16 protein-coding genes are annotated in these 14,842 nt (G+C 44.9%); 5 read left to right on the plus strand and 11 right to left on the minus strand.

Going from position 1 to position 14,842, the window contains the following annotated elements:
- The first annotated feature begins 261 nt into the window (after positions 1–261).
- A complete protein-coding gene (locus QUB51_RS10970) occupies positions 262–828 on the plus strand; it encodes a DUF7638 domain-containing protein (RefSeq protein ID WP_333055411.1) in 567 nt (188 codons plus the stop codon).
- Here the strand turns inward: QUB51_RS10970 and QUB51_RS10975 are convergent.
- From QUB51_RS10975 to QUB51_RS10985, 3 genes are all read right to left on the minus strand, one after another.
- A complete protein-coding gene (locus QUB51_RS10975) occupies positions 820–1,014 on the minus strand; it encodes a hypothetical protein (protein ID WP_333055410.1) in 195 nt (64 codons plus the stop codon). The two genes, QUB51_RS10970 and QUB51_RS10975, sit on opposite strands and share 9 nt — an antisense overlap.
- 118 nt (positions 1,015–1,132) lie before the next feature.
- On the minus strand, positions 1,133–2,026 hold the full coding sequence (locus QUB51_RS10980; protein WP_333055409.1) for a CNNM domain-containing protein: 894 nt from the start codon (positions 2,024–2,026) through the stop codon (positions 1,133–1,135).
- A gap of 369 nt (positions 2,027–2,395) precedes the next feature.
- Positions 2,396–3,481 carry a hypothetical protein gene (locus QUB51_RS10985; protein WP_333055408.1) on the minus strand — a complete coding sequence of 362 codons (1,086 nt, stop codon included), beginning with the start codon at positions 3,479–3,481 and terminating at the stop codon, positions 2,396–2,398.
- A 111-nt stretch (positions 3,482–3,592) separates the two neighbouring features.
- On the opposite strand from QUB51_RS10985, the gene QUB51_RS10990 reads away from it, so the two are divergent.
- Both QUB51_RS10990 and QUB51_RS10995 read left to right on the plus strand, forming a co-directional pair.
- Positions 3,593–4,510 carry a YihY/virulence factor BrkB family protein gene (locus QUB51_RS10990; RefSeq protein ID WP_333055407.1) on the plus strand — a complete coding sequence of 306 codons (918 nt, stop codon included), beginning with the start codon at positions 3,593–3,595 and terminating at the stop codon, positions 4,508–4,510.
- Positions 4,511–4,904: 394 nt separating this feature from the next.
- On the plus strand, positions 4,905–5,918 hold the full coding sequence (locus QUB51_RS10995) for a glycoside hydrolase family 104 protein (protein WP_333261297.1): 1,014 nt from the start codon (positions 4,905–4,907) through the stop codon (positions 5,916–5,918).
- A gap of 221 nt (positions 5,919–6,139) precedes the next feature.
- Here QUB51_RS10995 and QUB51_RS11000 read toward each other — a convergent pair whose 3' ends face one another.
- The 3 genes from QUB51_RS11000 to QUB51_RS11010 form a co-directional block, all read right to left on the minus strand.
- Positions 6,140–6,856 carry a DevA family ABC transporter ATP-binding protein gene (locus QUB51_RS11000; protein WP_333209054.1) on the minus strand — a complete coding sequence of 239 codons (717 nt, stop codon included), beginning with the start codon at positions 6,854–6,856 and terminating at the stop codon, positions 6,140–6,142.
- Between the two features lie 387 nt (positions 6,857–7,243).
- Positions 7,244–8,428 (minus strand): ABC transporter permease DevC, encoded by a 1,185-nt coding sequence (devC, locus tag QUB51_RS11005; protein WP_333261300.1) that lies wholly within the window; start codon positions 8,426–8,428, stop codon positions 7,244–7,246.
- A gap of 149 nt (positions 8,429–8,577) precedes the next feature.
- Positions 8,578–10,005 carry an HlyD family efflux transporter periplasmic adaptor subunit gene (locus tag QUB51_RS11010; protein ID WP_333261303.1) on the minus strand — a complete coding sequence of 476 codons (1,428 nt, stop codon included), beginning with the start codon at positions 10,003–10,005 and terminating at the stop codon, positions 8,578–8,580.
- A gap of 115 nt (positions 10,006–10,120) precedes the next feature.
- Between QUB51_RS11010 and QUB51_RS11015 the strand changes: the two genes are divergently transcribed.
- Complete coding sequence (locus QUB51_RS11015; protein WP_333238236.1) at positions 10,121–10,729, plus strand: TetR/AcrR family transcriptional regulator; 609 nt, start codon at positions 10,121–10,123, stop codon at positions 10,727–10,729.
- 84 nt (positions 10,730–10,813) lie between these two features.
- Here QUB51_RS11015 and QUB51_RS11020 read toward each other — a convergent pair whose 3' ends face one another.
- Together QUB51_RS11020 and QUB51_RS11025 are read right to left on the minus strand one after the other, a co-directional pair.
- Positions 10,814–11,101 carry a hypothetical protein gene (locus tag QUB51_RS11020; RefSeq protein ID WP_333055401.1) on the minus strand — a complete coding sequence of 96 codons (288 nt, stop codon included), beginning with the start codon at positions 11,099–11,101 and terminating at the stop codon, positions 10,814–10,816.
- A 112-nt stretch (positions 11,102–11,213) separates the two neighbouring features.
- A complete protein-coding gene (locus QUB51_RS11025; protein ID WP_333055399.1) occupies positions 11,214–11,360 on the minus strand; it encodes a hypothetical protein in 147 nt (48 codons plus the stop codon).
- A gap of 127 nt (positions 11,361–11,487) precedes the next feature.
- Between QUB51_RS11025 and QUB51_RS11030 the strand changes: the two genes are divergently transcribed.
- The gene (locus QUB51_RS11030; RefSeq protein WP_333055397.1) at positions 11,488–12,693 is read left to right on the plus strand and encodes a transposase; all 1,206 of its coding nucleotides are present in this window, start codon (positions 11,488–11,490) and stop codon (positions 12,691–12,693) included.
- 20 nt (positions 12,694–12,713) lie between these two features.
- Here the strand turns inward: QUB51_RS11030 and QUB51_RS11035 are convergent, their stop codons facing one another.
- The 3 genes from QUB51_RS11035 to QUB51_RS11045 are packed head-to-tail and all read right to left on the minus strand — an operon-like array spanning position 12,714 to position 14,698.
- Positions 12,714–13,007, minus strand: a complete 294-nt coding sequence (locus QUB51_RS11035; RefSeq protein WP_333055396.1) for a hypothetical protein — start codon at positions 13,005–13,007, stop codon at positions 12,714–12,716.
- Between the two features lie 16 nt (positions 13,008–13,023).
- Positions 13,024–13,176: a hypothetical protein gene (locus tag QUB51_RS11040; RefSeq protein ID WP_333055395.1), complete on the minus strand. Its 153-nt coding sequence runs from the start codon at positions 13,174–13,176 to the stop codon at positions 13,024–13,026.
- Between the two features lie 10 nt (positions 13,177–13,186).
- Positions 13,187–14,698 carry a mechanosensitive ion channel domain-containing protein gene (locus QUB51_RS11045; RefSeq protein WP_333261306.1) on the minus strand — a complete coding sequence of 504 codons (1,512 nt, stop codon included), beginning with the start codon at positions 14,696–14,698 and terminating at the stop codon, positions 13,187–13,189.
- Positions 14,699–14,842 lie beyond the last annotated feature (144 nt).

Here is a 14,842-nt window from a genome sequence, read left to right on the forward strand (position 1 = left end):
TCCCGCTCACCCGGCAGTCCGCCAGGGAATGAATTCCCTGTCTAATAGCGAAAGTCCTCTGAAAGAGGACTGAGAAGAAGAATTCTTAACTCATTAGTCCTCTTTGAGAGGACTTTCGCTTTGAGGCAGGGGTTTCAACCCTTGCCGGACTATGGGTTTTACCTTAAGTTGACACCCCTTGGGCACGGCGCCGTGTCCGTAAGAGGAGACGGCAGTGCCGTTTCCCTACTGGAATACGCTTGATTGTTAAGGGCAAAAGAAATGCTTCAATTATATAGAAACGGTGAAAATGGAGAAATAATTCGGGGTAAAGGGTTGTCGGCCTTTATACACAACGGCGACTACTACCAAACCATCATCCGAGTTTTTGAAGACGGTATGATCGATTGTTGGGAATGGGTTAACTTTGAGGAATTCAAAACCAAAGTTGCCGAGGGATGGGTTGTTACCCAAGTTCCCAAGGGTGCGAGGATAAGCTGTCACCATCTCTACTACGGAAATTCGACTTTAGAGTTTTATTATATAGAGATTGATGAGTTTGTAAAAGAAGTAGAAGATACCATCGCTCAGCTTCAGGGAAAGCAAACAGTTGCAGATACTTGTGTTCAAGCCTTTGCTAAATTCCTAACATTCCCAACAAAAGAAAATAAAAGTAGCTTGCGAGAAGCTTACAATGCTATTCCAAAACATCTGAGAATTTATGTTCTTGGCGATATGGATTGTAAAGATTCCGCTATCATAACCTGTGTCAAAGATACAGAAGTTTCCCAGGAAATACTAAAAAGCGTCTATAGGCGCTATGAATATATCTGGAAAAGGTTAAATTAAGCCAATATCTGAATCCTCAGTATTGTCCCAAACTGTATCTAGTGATGTTTGACTGGCTTGAAGCCAAAACTCAGCTTCTTCATCAGGTAAAACTGTTACTAATACTTTTGCCCCTTCGGGTAACTCTGATAACTCCAGCAGTTCTATTTTCCCTTGTCGAACAGTAGCCCAAAGTGTTTTCAGCATATCCACCTCATAAACTGTGCTTTATCCAATCTGCAGATTTCTGGTACATTGTCGCACTGAGCGACTAATTACAACCTCACATACATAGATCGAGGAAGTATTTAAGCCTGATTTAGGATCAATTTAACACAAGTTCTGGCTGCTGAGTCTCAAACAAAGGGCGAGTTACCTGACGCACTAGCACTGTTTCTAAACTGCCTTCTACTACATTTGCTGCTTCTATTTCTAACTCGCCCCACAATAGCCGATCGCCTTGATTGGGCATTTTACCTAAATTGTGGATCACGAATCCGGCGATTGTTTGGTAAGCTTGGTTAGTTGGCAGGTTTAACCCTAGTTTTTCGTTAACTGCTGTCACTTCCCATAGGCCAGAAATGAGTGCCGAATGAGCATCTTTTTGAACGAAAGTTGCCTGGGAAGATGACACCAGCGGTTGAGACTCTTTACTGGTAATCCAACCAGTCAGCAGCCACACGGTACCGTTGAGAATTACTAGCAGCGGCCACAGTAATTTTGAGCAGAGTTCGAGGGCCGGCATCAGCAGCAAAGCGGTACGTTCTGGGGCGTGGGTTGCTAATACTTTGGGGATTAGTTCTCCTAAGACTATTTCTACGTAAGTTACTAAGATAAAAGCTACGGGAACTGCGATCGAATGAGCAGTCAGCACGGCAGAAAAATGACCGATCGGCAATTTGTCGATCCACGGTTCAATCCAGTGTACAGTCGCTCCCTCACCCAACCAACCCAACAGCAAACTCCCTGCTGTTGTGCCAGTTTGGGTCACAGACAGGTAATGCGGTATGTTGTTTTGAGCTTGGTGGACGAGTTGGGCGGTTTTGGCGGTTGGGCGATCGTGCAAGTGGGCGAGTTGGCGGATTTGATGGCGATCGGCTGATACTAATGCTAGTTCTGACGCCACAAAAAAGGCGATTAAAAGTGTTAAGCCCACCAACATTGCTAAACTCAGCATTGTTTGGGCTACTTCTATTTCCAGGCAAGTAAGGTTGTTCAAGATAGATATCTAATATGATAGATGTTTTATGTTCATGCTTTTATTTTAGCTTGGGACTCAGATAGGTTTATCCCCCGACATTTCGGATATCCCCACTACCCATATTCCTAGGTGTGCATTGCACACCTTACCCGTAGAACTTGTGAACTCTTTCTCTTCTCTTCCTTCGCGCCCTTGGCGTCTTCGGGGTTCGTTTTAACTGAGATATTGCACCATTCTCAATTACTTTTTTAGGAACAGGCTTTTCGGCCTGTTCCACAAGAAAATTCATCTCTTGTGGAACAGGCTTTTCGGCCTGTTCTTGACAATGGTGCAAGATGCGAGTAAAAAAAAAGAATCTAATTCACAACACCGGAACTCATTGCAGTATCAACTCTCCCTTACTCCCCGGAGCGAGTTAATTTCCGTAAAAGTCTGCACCGGATCGGACTTCAACCCGCCTTGAATGTAATTCAACTTCACTTCTTCTAACAAATCCGACAGCAGCGACTGCAATTCCGCGAGAGTTTTCTCATCTTGCAATTCCCGCCGTAAACTTTGATTAAATTCTTGGCTGAAATTATCGAGAATTTTTCTACCTTTATCGTCTTCATAAGTAGTAGCTACCACATCCACCGCAGTTTGAGCTAAATAATTTGCTAGCTGTTCAGTCATCTCCGTCGGCAAAATATTAATCGGAGAGAAAGTTTGCAGGATTTGATAGAAATCAGACTGTTTGATTGTTGTTTCCAAATTGTGGTGCAGCAATTCTTCTAAATCCGGTTGCACCTGTGGCAAAACTTTGTAAATTGTCAGATCCAAAATCCGTTTGGTAATTTGTTCGATCGTATTTTCCTGATTGACGTGAAGGTACGGCTGCTGCGCCAGCAACATCTGCGCCACGTCGCCCTGTTTGATCGAACTTTTAGCTTGATTGATAAACCGCACCATCATGTATTCCGACATCGTATTGGCTAAATAAGCCACCGGTTCATAGGTAACTTGAGCAACTACGCGATCGAGATTCACCAAACCAGACTTGTGCAGCCGCACCAATACTGGCAGAATCCGCCACCCCTGCCAAATCGGCATCACCAGAAACACCTCGTACCAGCGCCTCAGCACAAAATCAAACCAAGTTACCCCCGGTTTACGGCGGGTGTGGAACAAACTTTTAATCAAAAATTCCGCCCCAAAAAAACCAATAAAAAACGTATCTATTCGCCAAAACTGGTCAGCACTTTTCAAATATTCGGGATTAGCTAAACTCGAATCAATGCCTTTAATCGGGTCATAAATTTTAACTAAACCCGGAAAATAGCTCTGATAAACAGGGCGCAACTGAAGGTAACTGAAATGAAAAAGCACCAGCAAAAAATTGACCACCCCTACTAATGCGCTAATTTTTGCCCAAGAAATTGCTTTTTTGGACAGTTTTACCTCGGTGTTGTTAACAGTTGTGTGGGAATCTGACATAAAAATAATCTTCCGAATTTGCTAATCGATAAATCTATCTTGTGGCTGAGGCTAAAAAACTCTTAACCTAGTATAATTCTTTATACTCTAAGTATAAGGAAACCAAATGCCGTGAAATTAAAAACAGTCATATCCCTGCTCAAAGAAACTTTTACTCAATGGCAAGAAGATAGAGCGCCAACCCTAGCAGCCGCCCTAGCCTATCACACAGTCTTCTCCCTGGCCCCGCTGCTAATTATCGTAATTGCGATCGCCGGTTTAGTCTTTGGTGCAGACGCAGCCCAAGGTCAAATCGTCGGTCAACTCCAAAGTTTAATCGGCAAAGATGGCGCCGAAACCATCCAAGAACTCATCCTCAAAGCCTCCGAACCAAAGTCGGGAATGATTGCTACTTTACTCGGTATCGCTACACTTTTGTGGGGGGCTTCCAATGTGTTTACTAATCTCAAAGAAGCCCTCAATACTATTTGGAATGTTTCACCGCCTCCCGGACGCGGGATCTGGGGATTTCTGCAAGACCGCGTATTGTCTTTTGCAATGATTTTAGGCATAGGCTTTCTACTGCTAGTATCTTTAGTCCTGAGCGCCGTTTTAGCGGCCGTCAGCTTTTGGTTGAACGGCTTGCTGCACTTACCAGTGGGTATTTGGCAGATTGTGGACTTTGCTCTCTCCTTTGGCGTAGTTACGCTGCTTTTTGCTTTAATTTACAAAGTTTTGCCCGATGTCCATCTTGCCTGGAATGATGTTTGGATCGGCGCCGCCATCACCTCAATGCTGTTTACGATCGGCAAATCCTTAATTGGAGTTTACCTAGGAGGTAGCGGTATTGCCTCTACCTACGGTGCTGCTGGCTCGTTCGTGATTATCTTACTTTGGATCAATTATTCAGCTCAGATTCTCTTCTTAGGTGCTGAGTTTACTCAAGTTTGGGCTAACCGCTACGGTTCCCTGATGCTGGCAAAACGCAAAAATTTGCTCAGCATTCAAGCTGAGGAATCCTCCGGGTCCAAACACCGACAGAATTCTTAATATTAGATACAAAAAATGCGATCGCTCACTTTTGAGTCAGCCGAATGCCAGCACCTTGAAACCTATGTCAGTTGGGAGGGCGAGGCCTGTGGAATCACTAAATTTTAGACTCAACCCATCGCCAAATCTGCCCGTGAACTTGACCGGGCGAACACTTAGTAGTATCACTGGATATGGTTGAAACCAGTTTATCTTGATCCCTGTCGCTCCCCTTCGGTGATGACCGAAAAATTTGAAGTTTGCGATCGCCCCGAAAGAGATTTTTTTCCTTGCCAGTCCCCAATTTCAAAGGTGAAACCAATCTCAAGTCCACAAACTGGGATATTTCAACCTGAACTGATATCAGGAGGTACTTTTGTACGCATCAAAACATCTGGGAAGCCACCTGCTCCCTATGTCAGACATGGAGCTAATTCGCCTGTGGGTAAACCGCAAATCCCCCCGCAACCGGCGCTTTAGCTGGCAGGCGGCCAACCATTTTCGAGTGTTTGTCGCAAAACCGCTGGCACAAGTTACTCTGACTGATGTCGAGACTTTCGCAGCAGCGATGAGAGCTCGGAAACTTCCACCGCGTTTCTACCAGCAAACCTTGCTAGCGCTGAAATCGCTGTTCGCCTTCGGCCAGCAAACGAAAATTTTGCCCGCAACACTCCCCCTTCACCGGTGGCCGGTTCTGCGCCGGAATCGGTCTAAACGCCTTCGTTTTCAACTCTCTTGGGGTTTCTTAATCTGTTTGTGCTTTTTCTTAGGTAGAATGACGCCGAGACTGTGGGGACAATCGGTCTCGGCAGGAAGCTCGCCCGCCCCGAAACGGCTGCCGGAAGTTGCGACGATCGACTCACCAGACAAACGAGAGAATAACATCGATCGCGATCGATCGCCCGAAACTCCAACCCAGAATTCACCAGAGCCCAGACTCGATAGCAGACTCGATAACATCAGCCCCGAACGTCGAGTCAAAGCCTTTCTCGACACCATCGCAGCCGCCGAAGGAACCGCTAGCCCCGACGGCTACCGCACCCAGTACACCGGCACGAAATTTGTCAGCTTTCAAGATCATCCCAGAGAAATGAGGTGCGGCCGTCGCTACGGCAAAAAACTCTGTTCCGACGCAGCGGGGCGATATCAGTTTCTCAGCACAACTTGGGACAGATTTGCCAAAAAATTTGGCGTCCGCGATTTCAGCCCCCAAAATCAAGATTGGATGGCTATAGAGTTAATCCGAGAAAAAGGTGCATTAGAAGATATAGAAGCGGGTCGATTGGAGCCAGCAGTCAGAAAACTCGCTTACATCTGGCCTTCTTTTCGGCGTTATGGCGGTTCTGTAGAATCGTCGATGCCCAAACTCGAAGCAATGTACCTGCAAAATTTGGGGATTTACCGGCAAGGATTGGTTGTTAGCAATTAGTGAACAGTCCCAGGACGAGTTTAGATTGGGGTGTGGCAATTTTGGATTAAATTTTGACATCCAAAATTGAAAATGGGGTAGTTATGGGTGATGTCTATTCTGGTTGTATCGGAATGATTAAACCACAGAGGGCACAGAGGACACAGAGAAAGAGAATAGAGAGATAAGAATTCCGATGTCAACGGATTAGATATGATGTCTATTCTTCGGAAATTTAAAAATTAGGCTAATTTTCCATCTTCCATGTGAACGATGCGATCGGCAATATCCAAAATTCGGTTATCGTGGGTTACTAACAGAATAGTACAACCCTGTTCTTTGGCAAGTTGCTGCATCAAATTCACCACTTCGCGACCGGATTTGCTGTCCAGGGCGGCTGTTGGTTCGTCAGCTAAAACAATTTGCGGTTGACTGACCAAAGCGCGGGCGATCGCAACTCTTTGTTTTTGTCCTCCAGACAAATCATCTGGATAATAGTTAATCCGCTGTTCCAGTCCTACTAACTCTAGCATTTTTGCAGAGCGATCGCGCATTTGAGAACGCGACAAATTCCCGTGAACTTCCAAACCCATCTGCACGTTTTGTAGCGCCGTCAAACTGCGGTGCAAGTTGTGCGCCTGAAAAATATAACCAATTTTGCGTCGCGCCTTTACCAATTCGTCTGCGCTCGCTTTGCACATTTCTTGACCGATAATTTTGAGACTTCCCGATTGACCGGATCTCAGCCCGCCAATCAAAGTTAAAAGCGTTGTTTTTCCCGAACCAGAAGGCCCCGTCATCAGCACGATTTCACCTGCATTAATGTCGAGATTAATGTCAAAAAGTACCTGTTTTCGCAGTTGACCTTGACCGAAGTAGTGGTCGAGTTGGTGCGCGGAAATTATAGGTGAAGGAATCTGTAAGGCGTTGGTTGTCGGGTCGAGAGTAGTAGAATTCATAACTTCTTGGTTTGAGGTTTGAGATTGAATGATTCATCGCTTACATCGCCTAAATAGCCGAGTAAAAAGAAGAAAATAAGTTGACAAAAAATATGTTGGCACTCAGGAATTTCTACCAAATTTAGCTTTAATACCCCTTTATTTTTTAGTCTGCGGAGGCGGACTTCATTTGTGTAGGAAAGGTTTCAATCACCGAGTATGATAAAGTGTTTTATAACCCGGATTTAGTGTCCTTCAGACTCACTTATATCATGTCCGGTCGAGCGACCTCGATTTTTGTAGGGGCGGGTTCACCAACAATACCGGCCAATAATTGACCATCTCAAAAACCCGCTCCGACCGGAATATTATGGTTAATCGTGAGGACATGATATTCTTCATTTTCCCTTAAAACATATCTGCTGGATCGGCTGATTGCAGCTTGCGAGTGGCAATTGCTCCCGAAATAGTACACATAATCACGTTCAAAAGTAATACTATAAATGCTCTAAGCAGCGTCATATAAAGGGGTAAGTTTGTAGCTTTGCGAGTTAAAGAATAAAGTCCGAAAGAAACTCCTACTCCTGGCAAAAAACCGAGGACAGAAAGAATTAGAGCTTGTTCAAAAACGATGCCCAGTAAATAAACATTGCGGTAGCCCATCGCTTTGAAAGTAGCGTATTCTCCCATGTGGTCGCTGACATCGGTTGAGAGAACTTGATAAACAATAATTACTCCTACTACAAAACCCATCGCGACGCCTAAATTAAACACAAAGCCGATCGCAGTATTCTTAGCCCAATAGTTTTTCTCAAAATCGATAAATTCTTGTTTTGTTAATACCTTGACATCCGGCGGCAAATATGCTTTTAAAACTTGTTGAACTTCCACGGGGTCAGCACCCGGTTGCAGTTGAATTAATCCGGCATTAACACTCGCGGCGTTTTGTCTCGCAAACAGGCGCAGGTAATTTTGATCGCTAGTCATCAAAATACCGTCGGCGGCAAAAGATGCTCCAACTGTGAATAAACCGCTGACGTTAATCGTGCGCCGCTCTACCTCAGCTTTAACAGCTTTTCCTCGATCGATTTGCGCGATCGTCCCTTGGTAATCTCCCCTAGAAGCTCGATCGAACAACACGGTATCCGGCAATTTAATCGCGTTCAAATTTTGGTTAACTTCGGGAAGCGCAAACGCAGGGCGATTCGGATTGAAACCCACCACCATCAGCGACGTTTCGCGCCGAGTTTCGGGATTTTTCCAGTTAGCAATTTTCACGTAAAGCGGTTCGGCTGATTTCACGCCCGGTACGTTCATTGCTTGATACAATCGGCGCCTGGGGAAGGAAGACAAATTAATCAAATTTCGCGCTTGGGGGTGAATCAAAACTAAGTCTGTTTGCAAGCTTTGGTGCAGCCGCGTATTGCTGGTGTAAAGCGCATTTTGAAAGCCCAACTGCATGAACATCAAAACGTCAGCAAAGGCAATTCCTGCTACTGCAACGAGCATTCGCCCTTTGTCGTGACTCAGTTGCAGCCATCCGAGGGAAGTTCTGCGTCTTAATTGTTCTAAGGGTTTGATTAGTGCAATCATAGGATTTTAGATTTTAGATTTTGGATTTTGGATTAAAGACAGCAACCTGATGTTGGAACAATTCTTAATCTTTAATAATTAAGTCAGAATGATTCATCTCTCTATTCTCTTCCTCTGTGTCCTCAGCGCTCTCTGTGGTTAAAAAATTCTTAATCCTTAATTTCCCCGATCGCCACTTTGACTTGCAAATTGGTTAATCCCGCTACTTTCTGGCTGGAAGCTGCATCCAAACGCACTTTTACTTCCACAATTCGACTATCAATATTCGCAGAAGGATCGGTGTTAACAATGTTTTGCCGCTGCACTTGCAAACCAATATGTTCGACAGTTCCCCGCAATTCGCCGGTCAAAGCATCGCTAGTAATTTTGGCGGTTTGTCCGAGGCGTACTTTGTCCACATCGCTTTCGTAGATTTCCGCAACAGCCAGCATCTCGCGAGTTTGTCCGAGTTCGACAATGCCGTCGTTTCCCACTTTTTCCCCCGGATGCGTATGAATTTTCAGGACTTGGGCGTCTCTGGGAGCACGGATGTAAGCTAGATCCAGATTGGCTTTGGCTTGTTTGGCTGCTGAAGCGGCGGCACTGACTTCGGCGGCTGCTGCTGCTATGTCAACGGGACGCACTTCGGCGATGCGATCGAGATTTGCCACGGCTTCATTAATCTGCTGTTGTCGAGATTGCTCAACTTGGCTGAGTTTGGCTTGCGCTTCGTTAATTTGCTGTTGGCGAGATTGTTGAATTTGATTTAATTTGGCTTGGGCTTCGTTAATTTGCTGTTGGCGGGATTCCTGAATTTGATTTAGTTTTGCCTTTCCTTCGTTGAGTTGCTGTTGAGTTGTTTCGGCGGCGAGGCTTTTGCTGTCGCTAGTTGAGGCGGAAATTGCTCCCTGTTTATACAGTTGGGAGTAGCGCCGATCCTCGCTTTGGGCGTTGCGGAGTTCGGCTTGTAGACGGGCAATTGCGGCTTTTTGGGTTTGAATTTCCCCTTGCTGTTCGGCCCTGATGCGGGCAATTGTGGCTTGTTGCGCTGCGATTTCGGTGCTGCGATCGACTTCTAGGCGGCTGACGATCGCCTGTTGCGCTGCGATCTCGTTGCTGCGATCGGCAGATAAACGGCTAATAGTCGCTTTCTGGGCTTGAATTTCGCCGTTTTTGGCTCCAGCTTTGACTTTTGCTAGGTTTGCTTCGGCGACGCGCACTTGTTCTTGAGCTTGGTCGAGGGCGGCTTGCAGGCGATCGCGACTATCCAAAATTGCGATCGCTTGGCCTGTTTTCACCCTGTCTCCCTCTTTAACTAAGAGTCGATCGATCCGGTTTCCTTCCGCCGCGCCGGAGGCGGAGACTTTAATTACTTCTCCTCTGGGTTCGAGTCGTCCCAAGGCTGTAACTGTTGTTAATTGGGATGCTGTGACGGCTGCTGCTGCGGCTACTGCGTTCGGATCGGGTATGCGCGATCGCCAGATCGTGTAGCCTGTGGTTCCCGCTGCCCCCAGGGTTGCTACTGCTGCCACAACTAGGAGTTTTTTAACTAGGGATGGATTTGAGGATAAGCTGTCTGCTGTTGGTTGGTGTACCATGACATACCTCTTTGTGAGAAAATAAAACTAAACGGTTTAGTTACGATGTCTTTTAATACTAAACCGTTCAGTAGAATAATGTCAAGCTCCCAAATAAAAATTACAGAAGCAAGGTATGGCAAGGACAAAACCGATCGAACCAGACGCAGCAGGAGGTGACAAAACCGAGCAAATCCTGCAAGGTGCGATGCAAGAATTTTTAGCCCACGGCTACGCGGGCACGAGTATGGACAAGGTAGCGAAGACGGGGGGAGTGTCCAAAGCCACGGTTTACAGCTATTTTCAAGATAAAGAGGGATTGTTTGCGGCTTTGGTACAGCGACTGGCGCGAAAAAAAGTCCATTTTACAGTGCTGGATGAAGAACCTGCCGTAGCGCTGCGATTCGCTGCCACAACTATATTGGATCAGGCGACCCAGGAACCAGAATATCTCAATTTTGTGAGGTTAGTGATTGCGGAGTCAGGGCGTTTTCCCCAGCTCGCGCAGACTTTTGTGAGAAACTTAGCTAAACCGGGTATCGAGCGGCTAGCGGAATATTTGGCATCGCATCCAGAGTTAAAATTGCCCGATCCGGAGGCAACGGCGCGAATTTTTATCGGATCTTTGGTATATTTTCAGTTAATGCAGGAAATGATGCACGGTAAAGAGATTATCCCAATGGAGCGCGATCGACTGATCGATGGTCTGCTGCATTTGATTTTAGGGCCGGAGTCCAATTCCTAAGTGCGACAAAATCTAGGATTTTTTTTCGAGAATCATTTAAATGCCATAAAGAGCGAGATCCCTTTATGGCTGCGATCGCAGGTTTTAGTCAGGTGTTTTTCCTAACCTTTCCCTCAATTCCTCCGCCGATAACTGCGGCAGTTGTTCTACAAACAATGTCAATTCTGCCACAGGCAATGCCAATAAATTAGTAACTGCAGCAGGCAGAAGATCGCCCAATTCAGGCGATCGTATTTGCAAGACACTTTCAGCCAACAATTTCACTGCTGATTCCCGCCCAGATTCATCGACTGTTAACATCGATATTGCCAGCAACAGCACTGTAAATTCCGCCGCCGCCAACTTGGATATTGGAGATAGAAAAAGTGCCATTTTTGGACTTAATTCTCCAAATCTAACTCGCAGAAAGTTTTCTAAGGATCGTCGATTAAATAACTTCGTAGGTTGGGTTTCGTTCCTCAACCCAACCTACAAAAAATGCAAGTTATTTAATTCTCATTCCTAATATTAAGCGCTGTTGTTCTTGTCGGCCTTGTTCTAGTCCTTGTTCTAGTCCTTGTTCTAGTCCTTGTTCTCTAGCTTGTTGCTGTGCTGCTTGTATTTGTTGTTGAAAAAGTGGTGCAATGGCCATAATTAACTCCCGCTCTTCTGGCTCTAATACTTGTGGCGCATCGGTTACTAAAATAATTGGGTTTAAAGCCCCGTCCTTGTAGGACGGCTTTCTGTGTTATACTTACGCTGACACGACAAGCGTAACTATGTTGGTATTTGAGGCAAAACTTGAGGGGACGAAGCAACAGTACGAGAGGCTAGACGAAGCCATCCGCACCGCTCGCTTCGTTCGCAATAGCTGTCTGAGATACTGGCTCGACAACTTGGGAATCGGCAAGTACGAGTTAAGCGCCTACTGCGCTGTCCTAGCCAAAGAATTTCCTTGGGCTGCTAAACTCAACTCTCAAGCGCGTCAGGCTTCTGCCGAAAGAGCTTGGTCTGCAATTGCGCGGTTCTACGACAACTGCAAAAAAAGCACACCAGGGAAAAAGGGCTTCCCGCGTTTTAAAAAACATCAGACGCACGACTCTGTTGAATATAAAACAACAGGCTATAAGTTGTCGGATGATAGACGTACTATCACTTTCACTGATGGGTTTGAAGCCGGAAGTTTTAAGTTGTGGGGAACTCGCGACTTGCACTTCTACCAATTAAAGCAGCTTAAGCGCGTGCGTGTTGTTCGTAGAGCCGACGGTTACTACGTTCAGTTTTTGATCGACCAAGAACGACTAGAAAAGAGAACGCCAACTGGTAAAACACTAGGTTTGGACGTTGGTTTGACTCACTTCTACACAGATTCAGACGGTCAAACAATTGAAAACCCGCGTCATCTGAGAAAGTCCGAGAAAGCTCTCAAACGACTGAATCGGCGTCTTTCGAGAACAAAAAAAGGCTCCAAAAATAAAGCCAAAGCAAGAAACCGATTAAGTAGAAAACACCTCAAAGTAAGTAGACAACGTAAAGATTTTGCCGTGAAATTGGCAAGATGCGTAATCCAGTCTAGCGACTTGGTTGCCTACGAAGATTTGCAGGTGCGAAATATGGTCAAAAATAGAAAGCTAGCTAAATCTATTTCGGATGCTGCATGGTCTGCTTTCCGTCAATGGTTGGAATATTTCGGCAAAGTGTTTGGAGTGGTAACAGTTGCTGTACCACCGCACTACACTTCGCAAAATTGTTCTAACTGTGGGGAAATCGTCAAAAAGTCTTTGAGTCAAAGAACGCACCGCTGCCAACATTGCGGTGTTGTACTCTTACGTGACTGGAATGCCGCAATCAACATACTTGAGTTAGGACTTCGTACCGTGGGGCACACGGAAACGTTAAACGCCTCTGGAGACATCGACCGCTGCATTGGTGAGGCAACTCCTCAATGTAAGTCGAGTCGTGGAAAGAGGAAGCCTAAACAGTGATGTTTAGAATCCCCGACCGTTTACGGCGGGGAGGATGTCAATAAATTTGATTGTAACCGATACAGCAATTCTAGCGCGATAATCCGCAACGGATCGTCTGTTGCTAAAGCGCTTAATTGGGAAATAGCCCTTTGCTGCACTCCCCCTTTGCCCAAAATCCTCAACCACAGAGTTTCTGGAGTTTCGGGCAACTGGTGAATCGCCACAATTGCAGTCCGCAAAGATTCCCCCAAGAAATAAATTCCCTGCATCCAATTCTCTGTGTCTGGTATCGCATTAAAGCTATCTACCAATGCTTTCGATGCTGTGGGCATCGATCGATTTTAGATTTTAGATTTTAGATTTTAGATTGAAGAAAGTGAAGTACACATCGATTTCTCCGACTTCTGAAGTCACATCGCGGCCGATATTAACCGTTCCGAGCGGTGACAGCAATTCCTCCAGGTATTCTTTGGCAAAGAGATCGTGAATAAATCGCGTCATAGAAATTATTTCAAACAGTAAATATATCTTTTAGCCGTTTTCTCACCCATTCTACAGGATTTTCATCCTCTTCTGCTGCATCTACCAATTCCATTTCTCGCAATAATTGCTGTCTCTCGCTGAGTTCTTCTTTGTGTTTGACTATTTCTTTAATAATCTGTTCAGATAAATCCGGTCGTTCAGTTAAAACTTTCTGGAAACCTTCTTTATTGATGGCAAACAAAATTGTTTCTTCCAAAGCTCTTACCGAAGCAGTTCTGGGAATTCCCAACATCAAAGAAAGTTCCCCGAAAAACTGACCAGTGCCGAGGTTATTCAGGTGTTTGTCAATAGCTTCTACAAAAACTTCTACTGAACCTGAAAGAATCATGTAAAAAGCATCTCCGGGGTCGTTTTCGTGAAACAAATATTCTTGCGATCGCAGCCGTTTCCGGTATCCAACTTCAATCAATTGCCGCAATTCAAGGTCAGTCAGGTTTTCAAAGTATTCCACCTCTCGTAGCAAACAGCTAAGCGACGATGGCTTTTTCAGTTTCTCTGCAAAAATAGGCGGTTTTTGCTCATTTTCTGAGTAACTGTTCGGGAGGTCAATTGCAGTTTCTTTTTTGTTAAACATGGACAACAGAACTTCGGGATTTTGCAAATAAATTTCACGGTCATTGAACGGAAATTCGATTTTATGCTGGCGGAAATTGTATTCAATTGCAAAATTCAAAGAACTTTTAATTATTTCTCTTTCAGTCGGCTTGTCCGTCCAAACTAAAAGTTCAAATTTAAAACTATCATCACCAAACTCGACAAACAATACTTTCGGATTCGGTTCGTACAATACTCCAGCTTCTGCGTAAGCAATATTTAACAGAGTTTCTGTCACTAACAGGGGGTTACTATTCTCGGCTACTTCTACGGGAACTCGCAGACAGAGTAGGGAATTTTCGTAACTCCAGTTAACAATTTTGTTGCTAATCATTTTGCTGTTGGGAACAATGACGCTAGAGTCTTCAGTAGTTTGGATGATGGTCGATCGAATCGAGATTTTTTTGACGATTCCCATTAATCCTTCTAATTCCACAAAGTCTCCGACTTTAACCGGCCTGTCTAAAAGCAGCGTTAAGCCGCTGACAAAATTAGTTGTTAAATCTTGGATTCCGAAGCCAATTCCGACTCCCAATCCCCCCGCAACTACTGCAAAAGAAGCGAGGTTGAAGCCGATGCTTTGGATGGCGACTATTACTCCCAAAGCTACTATTAAATACCCAATAATTACTGCGATGGCTTCCCTGTTTCCCTCGTCAATTCCCAGTCTGACGAGCAAGCGTTCCTTCAGGAAATTCGTAAATGAGCGTGCTATGACAAGGATAGCCATAAACAACACTATTAGTTCTACCAGTGACTGCAGGGATACTGGATTGTCACCTATTTTAAATAGGGTAGCTGTAAATATTTGCGATATCTGTGTCAACACTTCTTCTGGTATTGTATTCAATTTAAATTCCGGGAATAAGGTTTTTTGTGTGGTCATTTTTAAGGAGAGGAGTAAAAAATAAAGTCCTCAGTACCCAATGTAAAAATCAAATACTGAACTCGTTATCATAAATTTTAACCTATTTTTATGGTAAAAAAACTTAAGTCGTTACATAGAGATGTTGTTCCTCATACTACGCAG

The organism is Microcoleus sp. AT8-A3 (assembly GCF_036705675.1).
In the GTDB taxonomy this organism is placed as follows: Bacteria; Cyanobacteriota; Cyanobacteriia; order Cyanobacteriales; family Microcoleaceae; genus Microcoleus.

Coding starts and splice junctions, on each gene's coding strand:
- QUB51_RS11030 (WP_333055397.1), top strand. CDS start 11,488: ATGTTGGTATTTGAGGCAAAACTTGAGGGGACGAAGCAACAGTACGAG.
- QUB51_RS11035 (WP_333055396.1), bottom strand. CDS start 13,007: ATGCCCACAGCATCGAAAGCATTGGTAGATAGCTTTAATGCGATACCA.
- QUB51_RS10995 (WP_333261297.1), top strand. CDS start 4,905: ATGTCAGACATGGAGCTAATTCGCCTGTGGGTAAACCGCAAATCCCCC.
- QUB51_RS10975 (WP_333055410.1), bottom strand. CDS start 1,014: ATGCTGAAAACACTTTGGGCTACTGTTCGACAAGGGAAAATAGAACTG.
- QUB51_RS11010 (WP_333261303.1), bottom strand. CDS start 10,005: ATGGTACACCAACCAACAGCAGACAGCTTATCCTCAAATCCATCCCTA.
- QUB51_RS11020 (WP_333055401.1), bottom strand. CDS start 11,101: ATGGCACTTTTTCTATCTCCAATATCCAAGTTGGCGGCGGCGGAATTT.
- QUB51_RS10970 (WP_333055411.1), top strand. CDS start 262: ATGCTTCAATTATATAGAAACGGTGAAAATGGAGAAATAATTCGGGGT.
- QUB51_RS11015 (WP_333238236.1), top strand. CDS start 10,121: ATGGCAAGGACAAAACCGATCGAACCAGACGCAGCAGGAGGTGACAAA.
- QUB51_RS10985 (WP_333055408.1), bottom strand. CDS start 3,481: ATGTCAGATTCCCACACAACTGTTAACAACACCGAGGTAAAACTGTCC.
- QUB51_RS11045 (WP_333261306.1), bottom strand. CDS start 14,698: ATGACCACACAAAAAACCTTATTCCCGGAATTTAAATTGAATACAATA.
- QUB51_RS11025 (WP_333055399.1), bottom strand. CDS start 11,360: ATGGCCATTGCACCACTTTTTCAACAACAAATACAAGCAGCACAGCAA.
- devC (WP_333261300.1), bottom strand. CDS start 8,428: ATGATTGCACTAATCAAACCCTTAGAACAATTAAGACGCAGAACTTCC.
- QUB51_RS11000 (WP_333209054.1), bottom strand. CDS start 6,856: ATGAATTCTACTACTCTCGACCCGACAACCAACGCCTTACAGATTCCT.
- QUB51_RS11040 (WP_333055395.1), bottom strand. CDS start 13,176: ATGACGCGATTTATTCACGATCTCTTTGCCAAAGAATACCTGGAGGAA.